Origin of the sequence: Micromonospora sp. NPDC023644, from assembly GCF_040640115.1 — a bacterium.
GTDB lineage: Bacteria > Actinomycetota > Actinomycetes > Mycobacteriales > Micromonosporaceae > Micromonospora.
Genome location: NZ_JBFABA010000093.1, coordinates 1 through 11,050, shown reverse-complemented (window position 1 = coordinate 11,050; position 11,050 = coordinate 1). Strand labels below are relative to the sequence as shown.

Below are 11,050 nucleotides of genomic sequence, written 5' to 3'. Positions count from 1 at the left end.
CGGCGCCGCGGGGGGCGCCGCGGGGGGCGTGTCCGGCGTGGTGGGCCGCGCCGCGGCCGGCGGGGTGTACGACGGCGGTGCCGGCTGCGCGGACGGCGGGGCGGTGTCGGTGCTGCCCGGCGTACGCGTGGGCAGCCGTGGCGCACGGGGCTGCGCCGGTGCCGACTGGGCGGCCGGCGTCCCGACGGCCGGGGCTCCGGCGCTCGGCGCTGCGGCGGCCGGCGCCGCGGCGGCCTGCTGCGCCGCGGGCGACTGGCTGAAGTCCGGCCGGGTGAAGATGGCCGTGGCGTCGTTACCGTGCGACCGGAACCACACCGCCTCCATCTCCCGGAAGATCGGCGCCTCGGCCGGCAGCTCGGCGCGCGGGGTGATCGGCGCGGCGGGGGCGGGCGGGGCCGTGGCGGCCAGGTTGGCCCCGAGGCCGCGGCCGGTGCCCGGGTCGCTGCCGAAGCCGGCCTGGGCCGATCCGGCCAGCCCCGCCGACAGCCCGGTGGTGGCCGGGGAGCCGGCGATCGGGCCGACCGGCAGGACCGGCCCGCCCGGCGCCTGGGCCTCCGCGCTGCCGGGAACGCGCTTGGGCAGCGCGTCGACCGTGGGGTACGCGACGGTCGGCGTACCGACCGAGGCGCCTCCGCCGGCGAAGGCCGGTCGGGCCGGGGGCGCCGCCGGGGCGGCCGGCTGCGCCGACGTCAGGCCGCCGGCCTGCACCGGGGGCGCGGTGTCGCGCGCCTGCTCCGGAGCCTGCCACGGCGCCGGGGCGGCGGAGCGCCACTGGTCGGTGAGGGTGGCGGAGGCGGTACGCCCCGCGCCGACCGCCGGCTCGGCGAGGCCGGCCGGGGTGAGCGGGTTCTGCTCGACCGCGAGCGGCTGCCGGGGCCGGGTGATCTGCGGGTCCCGGCTGTGCACGGCCGGCAGCACCACCGTCGCGGCGGGCAGCGTCACCTGGGCGACCGTGCCGCCCTCGACGTTGCGGCGCAGCTCCACCCGGATGCCGTAGCGGGAGGCCAGGCGGCTGACCACGGCCAGACCCATCAGCCGGAACGCCGCGACGTCGACGCTCGGCGGGGCGGCCAGTCGCCGGTTGAGCGAGTCGAGCTGGTCGTCGGTCAGGCCGAGGCCCCGGTCCTCGACCTGGATCAGGACGTAGTCCCGGATCCGCCGGCCGTCCGCGACCACGGTGGTGGTCGGCGGCGAGAAGCGGGTGGCGTTGTCGAGCAGCTCGGCGACGAGCCGGACCACGTCGTTGACCGCGTGCGCGGCCACCGAGATGTCGGTGTCGACGGTGCCGAACTCGATCCGGTTGTAGAGCTCCACCTCGGACTGGGCGGCCCGCAGCACGTCCACCAGGAGGGCGTCGTCGCGGCGCGGCACGGCCGAGTCGGCGCCGGCCAGCACGAGCAGGTTCTCGTCGTTGCGGCGCATCCGGGTGGCCAGGTGGTCCAGCTCGAAGAGCTGCGCGAGCCGCTTCGGGTCCTCCTCGCCGCGCTCGATCGCGTCGAGCTCGCCGATCATGCGGTCGACCAGGGTCTGACTGCGCCGGGCCAGGTTGAGGAACATCGCCGAGACGCTGGTACGCAGCGCGGCCTGCTCGGCCGCCACGCGGACCGCCTCGCGGTGCACGACGTTGAAGGCGAGCGCCACCTGGCCCACCTCGTCGCGGTTGTTGAGCTGGATCGGGTCGCGTACCTGCCGGACGATCTCCTCGACACCGCCGTCGCCGACGTTGCCGACGTTCTGCAGCCGCTTCACCGCGTCCGGCAGGTCGTGGTTCGCCACCGAGAGGGCGCCCTCACGCAGCCGGCGCAGCGAGTGGTTGAGCGAGCGGGCCAGCACCACGGCGAGGGTCACCGCGACGATGAGGGTCAGCAGCACCAGCGCCGTCTCGATGAAGGCCTGCCGGATGACGTCCGACCGGGCCTGGTCGGCCTGGCTGAGCAGCCGGTCCTGGAGCCGGATCTCCGCCCACCGCATCAGGTCGTTGACCGCGCCGATGGCGGCGGTGGCGTCCTGGGCGGTGACCAGCGATTTCTGCCCGACCGAGCGGGTGATGTCGGCGGCCACCCGGTCGGCGAGGGTGACCGCGTCGCCGGAGACCGTGCTGTCGACCAGGGCGCGCTGGGTCGGGTCGGCGGCCAGGGAGAAGGCGACCAGCGCCTCCTGCTGGCTGGTCAGCGTCGCCACGAAGGAGGAGAACTGCTCCTCGTCGAGCTGGCCGGCGACGAGGGCGGTGAAGACCACCGACTGCTCCTCGGCGACGGCCGCCTTGGCGCGGGCGAACGCGGCGACCGCGCGCCGGGCGTCCGCGAGCCGCTCGTCGCCGGGCAGCTGGGCCAGCCCGTCGCCGTACGCGACCAGGTCGGTGATGATGACCCCGTAGCGGAGCGTCGCCTCAGCGACGGCCATCTGCTGGCGGTCCAGCACCTCCTGCCGGGTGCTGGCCAGCGTCTCCAGGTGCTCGTCGATGGTCGCGAGCCGCTCCTGCACGGCGGCCGGCACCTGGCCGACGCGTCCGCGCTCCGCCCGGTACGCCTCGACCCGCGCGTCGGTGCTGCGCACCCGCAGGTTGTAGGAGTCGGCCTTCTGCTGCGGCGTCGCCAGGAAGGCGGCGGCGGCCATCCGCTCGGCGTGCAGGTCCTGCGTCAGCGCGGAGACGTCGATGGAGAGCGCGGTCAGCGCGCGGGCCTGGTTGGCGTCGAAGGTGTTCTCACCGACGGCGACGAGTCGGACCGTGGCCAACGCGAGCACCGCGGCGACCGGCACGACCAGGATCAGGGCGAGCTTGGAGCGGATCCGCACGTCGCGGAGCCGGGGCAGCCGACGCCGCTTCGGCTGATCGGTGTCGCCACTCGCGGGCAGGGTCGTCGGTCCGGTGCTCACGACATCGCCTCCGTCGTTTCTTCCACGCCTGCCCCGCCGACTCGCGCCCGGTGCAGCGGACTGCGCCACACGCGGCACGGCCGCGATTTCATCAGAAGCGATCCTGTTTGGGAAGTCGCGACGGGGTAGGAAACGGTCGGAGGGCTCGCATCCCGTGATCCGGTCAACTAATACCTTCAATTCTCCATGCCCGTGAACAGGGCATGTAACTCCAGAGTGGTCATCCGTGTCGTATTAGTAAGCGTTTGCAAACTTCCCGTTGCCCCACCATGTGGGATACGCGTCCCGAAACGCTTCGGACGCTCCGCTTGACCGCAGGGGCCCGGCGTTGGCAAGGTTTTGCAGGCTTCGCGCACACCGTACGGCAGACCGATCCCGTTCCTCTACTGAGGACGGACAACCCGGCGGTGACCGGGCACCGCCCGGGCCGCATCTGGAGGACTGAGTTGACCCCCATCCGCTCCGCGAGCGCCGCGGCGCTCGCATCGGCCGTGTTGGCCACCACGCTCACCGGCTGCCAGTTCGGGGCGGACGAGCAGGACACCAGCCCCATCGTCATCGCCGCCGACCTCGAGCTCTCCGGCGCGGCGGCGCCCGCCGGCAAGGCGTACCAGCGGGCGCTGGAACTGAAGGTCGAGCAGCTGAACTCCTCCGGCGCGCTCAACGGCCGGAAGGTCGAGCTGCGGGTGAAGGACAACCGGTCGGACGCGAGCGAGTCGCTGCGCAACATCGGTGACTTCAGCAACGATTCCCAAGTCAGCGGGATCATCATGGGTGGCTGCAACGAATGCGCCGTCGGCGCCGTACGCACCATCAACGAGAAGCGAATTCCCACCATTGCGCTCGCCGCGTCCAGCGCCGTGTCCAGTCCGGTGGCCGAACGACGGTACGTGTTCAAGCTCTCCCCGAACGCGGCCGACAGCGCCGCCGCCCTCGCCGCGGAGATGCGCCGCAAGGGCGTACGCAAGGCGGGCGTGCTGCACAGCGAGGACGCCTACGGCCGCGAGGGCTCGACCGCGCTGCGCGCCGAGTTCGCGAAGGCCGGCATCAAGCTGCTGCGCGAGGAGGCGGTGCGAACCACCGACACCGAGGTCGGCCAGCAGGTCAAGAACCTGATCGGGAAGAAGGTGGACGCGCTGGTCGTCTGGACCCCGGCGGAGCAGGCGACGCTCGCGGCCACCGCCGCGCAGCAGGCCAAGTTCGAGGGCGAACTCTTCTTCGACGCCGCGGCGGCGGGGGACCTCTTCCTCGGCTCCCGGGCGGCCGAACGCGCCACGCTGGTCTTCACCCAGACCATGGTGATCGACGACGTGATCGCCACCACCCCGGCCAAGGCGGCCCGCCGGCAGTGGTTCCAGGACTACACCGCCCGCTTCGGCGGCTACAACGGCTCCTCCTCGTTCGCCGCCGACGCGGTGCAGCTCATCGCCGACGCCGAACTGCGCTCGGGCGGCGAGCCCGGCGAGGTCGACCGCGACGGCATCCGCGACGTGCTGGAGACGACGCAGCTGGACGGTCTCTCCGGGCCGATCCGGATGACGCCGGACAACCACTCCGGCCTGATGCCGCAGGCCCTCACCACCCTGGTGGCGCGCAACGGGCGCTGGCGCCTCGCGAGCTGACCGGCTGGTGTGGCCCGCCGCACCCGGCGGGCCACACCATCGGCTGGTGCGGGGGTCAGCGGGCCGACGTGGTGGCGCGGACCCACGGCAGGGCGAAACGCTCGACCAGGGACAGTGCGCTGTAGAGCAGGATGCTCATCAGCGCGATCAGCACGATCGCCGCCCAGGCGGTCGCGGTGTCCCCGATCCCGTTGTACTGCAGGATCTGGTAGCCCAGCCCCGGCTTGTCCGAGTAGAACTCGCCGATCACCGCGCCGATCGCGGCCAGCGGCATCGCCACCTTGAGCCCGACGAAGATCTGCGGCAGCGCGGCGGGGAAGCGCACCTTGCGGAACGCCTGCCACCACGAGGCGTTCAGCGACCGGGCCAGCTCGGCCAGGTCGTTGGGGGTGGTGGTGAGCCCGGTCGCCGTGGAGAGCACGATCGGGAAGAAGCAGAGCAGGAACACCATGGTCAGGATCGGCTTCGCGCCCCAGCCGACCGAGACCACCAACAGCGGGCCCAGGGCGATCTTCGGTACCGCGTTGACCGCCACCAGCAGCGGCGCGAACATCCGCTCGACGCGCCGGGACCCGGCCAGGGCCATCCCGATCAGCACCCCGGCCACCGCCGACAGCAGGAAGCCGACCACGGTCATCGTGGTGGTCACGCCGAGCGCCGGCATCAGCACGCCGCTCCCCGCGACCATCGCCTGCCACACCGCCTGCGGCGGGGGCAGCGACACGGGATGCACCAACTCCAGGCCGGACGTGACCAGCCACCAGGCGGCCAGCGTGATCACGGCGCCGAGCAGCGGCAGCCCGACGGCCGCCGGACGTACGCCGGACCGGCGCGCGGGCGGGGGCGCGCCGGCGCCCGCGGGCTCCGTCCCGGTGTGGCCGGACCGGGTACCGGTCGTCTCCGTCACGGGTTCTCCTCTCCTGCCGGCCGGGCCGGCACGCGACGAGGGTGCGGCCCCCGGGTCGCCCCGGTGGACCGCACCCCCGTGCCGCGGTCGGCGTCGATCAGGCCTTCGGCGCGAGGCTGAAGTCGATGATCTGGTCGGGGGTGATGTTCTGCTTGAGCGAACCGGCGCCCTGCAGGATCGCGATGCTCTTGGCGACCCGGCCGCTGTCCAGGGTGCCGAGTTGGGTGCCGGAGTTGTTGGAGCGCACGTAGCCGGCCATGAGCTGGAGCTCGGCGGCGGCCGCGGCGGGGTTCGCGGCCGCGACGTTCTTCTTCAGCAGCTCGCCCGCCTCCTGCGGGTTGGTCAGCGCGTAGTCCAGGCCCTTCATCAGGGCCGCGGTGAACCGCTTGACCATCTCCGGCTTCTCCTTGGCGAGCTTGGCGGAGGTGATCAGCACGTTGCCGTAGAGGTCCTGCATCACGTTGCTGTACGGCAGCATGACGGCCTTCTGCTTGGTCACCGTCTCGATGGTGGGCTGGCCGACGACGAACTGGCCGATGCCGTCCACCGTGCCGGAGCCGAGCATGCCCATGAGGTCCTGGGCCTGGCCGTTGACCCAGGTCACCTTGCTCGCGTCCACGCCGGCCATCCGGGCGTACGTCGGAAAGAGGTTGCGCACGACGGAGGTGGGGGTGTCGGCGAGCTTCTTGCCCTCCAGGTCCTTGGGGGACGCGATGCCCTTGCCCTCGACGGTGGCGATGGCGGCCATGGTGCGCTGCTGGATCGCCGCGACCGCGACGAAGTCCTTGGCCTGGCCGTTGCCGACCTGGAGCAGACCGCCGGTGAGGTCGATCGGGCCGAACTGGGCCTGGCCGCCGACGATCTGCTGGATCACCGCGCCGGTGCCCTGACCGGGCTTGATGTCGACGTCGAACCCGGCCTCCTTGAAGAAGCCCTTCTCCTTCGCGACCCAGGCGTAGGAGTCACGGCCAAAGTTGCCGAACGAGGTGAGGTAGGTCACCTTCTCCAACGCCCCGCCGCTGCCACCCTTGGCGTCGGCGCCGGAGTCCGAGTCGCCGCTGCACCCGGAGACCAGGGCGAGGGCGGTGGCCAGCGCAGCGGCAGCGACCGTACGGGTCAGCCTTCTCATCAGTGCACCATGTCCTTTCCGACCGGAGCGGCGCGCCGCCGCCGGAGGGGGTTGTTTCGGCGCGCCGGCGGAGGGGTATGCCGGCACACCGTCGTGAGGGGACTCTTCGCGGGCACAGCGTACGAGAAAGCGCCCTTGGCAATGCCAGGCCGTATGGGTTTCGTTACGGAAAAATCCTCGCCTCCACCCCGGACGACCTGCTGTCCATCCGGGCCGGTTACCCTGGGCCGCGATTGCTGATCGCCGACTCAGGGAGGCCGCCGGAGATGATCCAGCTTTCCGGGGTGTCTCGCACCTTCGACGGCCGCAGCGGCCGCGTCGAGGCGCTGCGCGGCATCGACCTCGACGTGGCGGCGGGTGAGTTCGTCGCCGTGCTCGGCCGCTCCGGGTGCGGCAAGTCCACGCTGCTGCGCCTGATCGCCGGCCTGCTCCCGGTCAGCGAGGGCCGGATCACCGTGGCCGGCACGCCGATCACCAAGCCGCGCCGGGACATCGCGATGCTCTTCCAGCGGCCGGCCCTGCTCCCCTGGCGCACGGTGCTGGACAACGTCCTGCTCCCGGTGGAGATGTTCGGCTGGAAGCGGGCCACGCACCGCGACCGGGCCCGCCAACTGCTGGACCTCGCCGGGCTGGGCGGCTTCGAGAAGCGGCTGCCGCACGAACTCTCCGGCGGCATGCAGCAGCGGGTCTCGCTGTGCCGGTCGCTGATCGGCGAGCCCCGGGTGATGCTGATGGACGAGCCGTTCTCCGCGCTCGACGCGCTCACCCGCGAGGAGCTCTCCGGCGAGCTGCAACGCGTGCACATGACGTCCGGGGCCACCGTCGTCTTCGTCACCCACTCGATCGACGAGGCGGTGCTGCTGGCCGACCGGGTGGTCGTGCTCAGCCCCCGGCCCGGCCGGATCCGCAAGGTGGTCGACGTGAACATCCCGCGACCGCGCACCCTCGGCCGCAACGCACACCTGGCGGACGTCGCCCGCGTCAGCGCCGACCTGCACGAACTCCTCATGGAACGGGACCTGCCGGCGACAGCCGGCGCGGAGGGACGATGAGCATGCGGGTCACCGTCTTCACGGAGCCGCACCGGGGCGCCAGCTACGACGACCAGCTCCGCTTCGCCCGGCTGGCCGAGGACGGCGGCTTCGAGGGCTTCCTCCGCGCCGACCACTACCAGGCCATGGGGGACGAGCCGGCGCTGCCCGGCCCGACCGACGCCTGGCTGACGCTGGCCGCGCTGGCCCGGGAGACCAGCCGGATCCGGCTCGGCACCCTGGTCACCTCCGCCACCTTCCGGCTGCCCGGCCCGCTGGCCGTGATGGTGGCCCAGGTGGACCAGATGAGCGGCGGCCGGGTCGAGCTCGGCATCGGCGCCGGCTGGTACGAGCGGGAGCACACCTCCTACGGCATCCCGTTCCCCCGCGTCGGCGAACGCTTCGACCGGCTCGCCGAGCAGCTGGAGATCCTCACCGGACTGTGGGGGACGCCGCCGGGCGAGACGTACAGCTTCACCGGCGAGCACTACCGGCTGCGGGACGCCCCCGCGCTGCCGAAGCCGGTGCAGGTGCCCGGCCCGCCGATCATCGTCGGCGGCCGCGGCCCGAAGCGCACCCCCGAACTCGCCGCCCGGTACGCCGACGAGTTCAACATGCCGTTCAAGACCGTCGCGGAGACCGCCGCCGCGTACGAGCGCGTGCGGGAGGCCTGCGACCGGACCGGCCGGACCGAGTCGGGGCGCGCCCCACTCACCCTCTCCGCCGGGATCGTGGTGGCGATCGGCCGCACCGACGCCGAGGCGCACCGCCGTGCCGCCCCGCTGCACGTCAAGAGCGCGCTGCCGCCGGAGGACCCGGTGGTCGGCTCGCCCGCGCAGCTCGTCGACCGGATCGGCGAGTTCGCCGCGATCGGCGCCACCCGGGTGCACCTGCGGCTGATCGACTTCGCCGACCTCGACCACCTGGAGCTCATCGCCGCCGAGGTGCTCCCCCGACTGGACGGAACCCGATGAGCGACGCGCACCTCGAACTCGGCCCGGTGGGCCAGGAGATCGTGTACGAGAACGACCGGGTCCGGGTCTGGCACATCCGCCTGGAGCCGGGTGAGCGGCAGCCGCTGCACCGGCACGACCACCCGTACCTCGTGGTGGCGATCCAGGGGGCGAAGAACGTCGTGCAGACGATCGACGGCACCCTCATCGACGCCGACGAGCCGACCGGCGGGGTGGTCTACCGGGATCCGGGCGCCGTGCACATGCTGACCAACGTCGGCGACACGACGTACCTGGCCCGGCTGGTCGAGCTGAAGTAACCGCTGGCCGGCGGGTCGCCCCCGCTCGCGGCGCGCCGGTGGCGGCCTGGTCAACAGGTGCGTAACGTGCCGGACATGGCCTTTCGGACCTGGGGCAGACTGCTGCTCACCGCGCTCGGGGTGAGCCTGCTGGTCGGGGCCGGTCAGCTCGGCATCGCCTTCGGCTTCGGCATCGTCCGGCTCACCGGCACCTTCACCGGCACCACCGTCAACCAGTGGCCGGCCCAGCTCGTCTGGGCGGGCTGGTTCGCGGCGAACGCCGCCGTGGTGGGCGCGGTGCTCACCGAGCGCCTGGCCCGCCGGGACGGAGGGCTGGTCGGCACCGGGCGCATCCTCGCCGTCGCCGGCGCCGCCGCGCTGGGCGCCACCGTCGTCGCGCCGCTCTGCATGCAGCCGGCCCGGGCGGCCGAACTCGTCTCGGTGGACCCGGTCTGGGCCGTCGGCATCTGCGCGGTCCTCGGTGCGCTGGTCGGTGCGGGCGCCGCCCTCGCCGTACTGCTCCAGCCGCCGGTGGGATGGAACATGGCCGCCGTCGCGGGCGCGATCTGGCTGCTGGCCCTGGTCTCGGTGGCGCCGTCGCTGTTCTCCACCGGGCCGCTGGACACCGTACGACTGGGGGTGCTGGAGCCGGCGTCGCTCGACGCCGACGCGGCGCAGCGGCTGGCCCTGGTGGTCCTGCCGCTGGTGGCGCTGCTGGCCGGCGCGGCGACCGGCGGGCTGGCCCGGTGGCGCGGCCACCCGCCGCTGGTCAGCGGCGCGACGGGGGTGGCGGGCCCGGTGCTGGTCGCCTTCGCCTACCTGACCGCCGGCCCGGGCGACACCGCCGACCGCTACCAGCTCACGCCCTACTACGCGGCCCTGCTCGCGGTGGCCGCCGGCGCGCTCGGATCCGCCGCCGCGGCGCTGCTGCGCTGGCCGCTCGTCACGCGCACCGCGCCCACCGGAGCCATCGAGCCGACCGACATCCTCCGCCCGCTGCCCACCGGCCCGGCCCTGCCGCGGACCCCGGCGCACTCCGGCGGCGACGAGCCGGAGACGGTCGACCTGGCCGGCGCCACCCTGGCCGGCGCCGAACCGGCCGGCGGTACGGGCTCCGGCGCGGTCACCGCCGCCGGCGACGCCCCGGCGCCCCGGGCCGTCCCCCCGCACTGGGACTGGCCCGCTCAGGGAGGAACCGTCCCGGCCCCCGCCGCCGACGCCCCAGCCGATCCGCAGTGGACGGCCGTGTCGCCGGCCGACAACCCGCCCGCGGCCGACCGGCCGGCCGGACCGGCCCCCGCCCCCACGCCCGGCGGCGCCGACGACCACGCCCCGGCGGCCCTGACCGTCCCGGCCACCCCCGCCGCCGAAGCGGCACCGACCGGGCAGGCGACGCCCGCCGCGCAGCCCGCCGGGGAGACGACTCCCGCAGGACGGCCGACCGGAGGCGCGACGCCCTCGGTACAGCCGGTCGAGGCGGCGACGCCCGCCGGAGAGCCGGCCGCCGGAGAGCCGGCCGCCGGAGAGCCGCGCTCGGTACAGCCGGTCGAGGGGCTGATGCCCTCTGAACAGCCGGCCGACGGGACGACGCCCGCCGCAGAGCCGGCGGGAGCGGCCGTGGGACAGCAGCCCGCCCCGGGCGCGCCCAAGCCCCGCCGCACCCGCAAGCCCCGGTCGCCGCGCCAGCCTGCCGTCGTGGCACCGGAGAACGTGGACCCGGCGCCCGCCGCCGTGACACCGGAGGATGCGGACCCGACACCCGCCGCCGTGACGCCGGAGGATGCGGGCTGGACGCCCGCCGCCGCAGGCGCCCCCGCGACCGAGGCGACCACGCCGGTCGCGGCGGTGCCGCCGGCATCCCCGGACGCCTCCGCCGTCTCCGCACCGGCACCGGGCGTTCCGACCGCCGAGCCCGCCACCACCAGCCCGACCGGGACCGGAGCCCAGCCCGCCACGACGACCGGCGCCGAGCCGGGCGCCACGGCCGGAACCGAGACCGGTGCCGAGCCGGGCGCCACGGCCGGAACCGGGACCGGAGCCGAGCCGGGCGCCACGGCCGGAACCGGGACCGGAGCCGAGCCGGGCGCCACGGCCGGAACCGGGACCGGAGCCGAGCCCGACACGACGACCGGAGCCCAGCCCGGCACGACGACCGGCGCCGAGCCGGGCACCGCGGCCGGTGCCGAGCCCGGCCCGGCGACCGGAGCCGAGCCCGGCACCACGGCCGGCGCG

Annotated in this window: 8 protein-coding genes; 5 read left to right on the top strand and 3 right to left on the bottom strand. The window is 74.3% G+C overall.

The annotated features are described in order from the left end of the window. Positions 1–2,877: sensor histidine kinase (locus tag AB0G08_RS29560; RefSeq protein ID WP_358094079.1), on the bottom strand; the 2,877-nt coding region annotated here is incomplete at its 3' end. A gap of 446 nt (positions 2,878–3,323) precedes the next feature. Between AB0G08_RS29560 and AB0G08_RS29555 the strand changes: the two genes are divergently transcribed. Continuing rightward, entirely contained in the window at positions 3,324–4,499 is a 1,176-nt protein-coding gene (locus AB0G08_RS29555; RefSeq protein WP_358094076.1) for an ABC transporter substrate-binding protein, read from the top strand. Between the two features lie 55 nt (positions 4,500–4,554). On the opposite strand, the gene AB0G08_RS29550 is transcribed toward AB0G08_RS29555, so the two are convergent. Then, complete coding sequence (locus tag AB0G08_RS29550) at positions 4,555–5,406, bottom strand: ABC transporter permease (protein WP_358094073.1); 852 nt, start codon at positions 5,404–5,406, stop codon at positions 4,555–4,557. A 97-nt stretch (positions 5,407–5,503) separates the two neighbouring features. Beyond that, positions 5,504–6,535 carry an ABC transporter substrate-binding protein gene (locus AB0G08_RS29545; RefSeq protein ID WP_358094070.1) on the bottom strand — a complete coding sequence of 344 codons (1,032 nt, stop codon included), beginning with the start codon at positions 6,533–6,535 and terminating at the stop codon, positions 5,504–5,506. 266 nt (positions 6,536–6,801) lie between these two features. Between AB0G08_RS29545 and AB0G08_RS29540 the strand changes: the two genes are divergently transcribed. The 4 genes from AB0G08_RS29540 to AB0G08_RS29525 form a co-directional block, all read left to right on the top strand. Then, the gene (locus AB0G08_RS29540) at positions 6,802–7,587 is read left to right on the top strand and encodes an ABC transporter ATP-binding protein (protein WP_358094066.1); all 786 of its coding nucleotides are present in this window, start codon (positions 6,802–6,804) and stop codon (positions 7,585–7,587) included. A gap of 2 nt (positions 7,588–7,589) precedes the next feature. Then, entirely contained in the window at positions 7,590–8,540 is a 951-nt protein-coding gene (locus tag AB0G08_RS29535) for an LLM class F420-dependent oxidoreductase (protein ID WP_358094082.1), read from the top strand. Then, on the top strand, positions 8,537–8,839 hold the full coding sequence (locus AB0G08_RS29530) for a cupin (RefSeq protein WP_358094063.1): 303 nt from the start codon (positions 8,537–8,539) through the stop codon (positions 8,837–8,839). Before AB0G08_RS29535 ends, AB0G08_RS29530 begins: the two co-directional genes overlap by 4 nt. Before the next feature lie 75 nt (positions 8,840–8,914). After that, a partial coding sequence (locus AB0G08_RS29525; RefSeq protein WP_358094060.1) for a hypothetical protein occupies positions 8,915–11,050 on the top strand: 2,136 nt, incomplete at its 3' end.

Coding starts and splice junctions, on each gene's coding strand:
- AB0G08_RS29545 (WP_358094070.1), bottom strand. CDS start 6,535: ATGAGAAGGCTGACCCGTACGGTCGCTGCCGCTGCGCTGGCCACCGCC.
- AB0G08_RS29540 (WP_358094066.1), top strand. CDS start 6,802: ATGATCCAGCTTTCCGGGGTGTCTCGCACCTTCGACGGCCGCAGCGGC.
- AB0G08_RS29535 (WP_358094082.1), top strand. CDS start 7,590: ATGCGGGTCACCGTCTTCACGGAGCCGCACCGGGGCGCCAGCTACGAC.
- AB0G08_RS29530 (WP_358094063.1), top strand. CDS start 8,537: ATGAGCGACGCGCACCTCGAACTCGGCCCGGTGGGCCAGGAGATCGTG.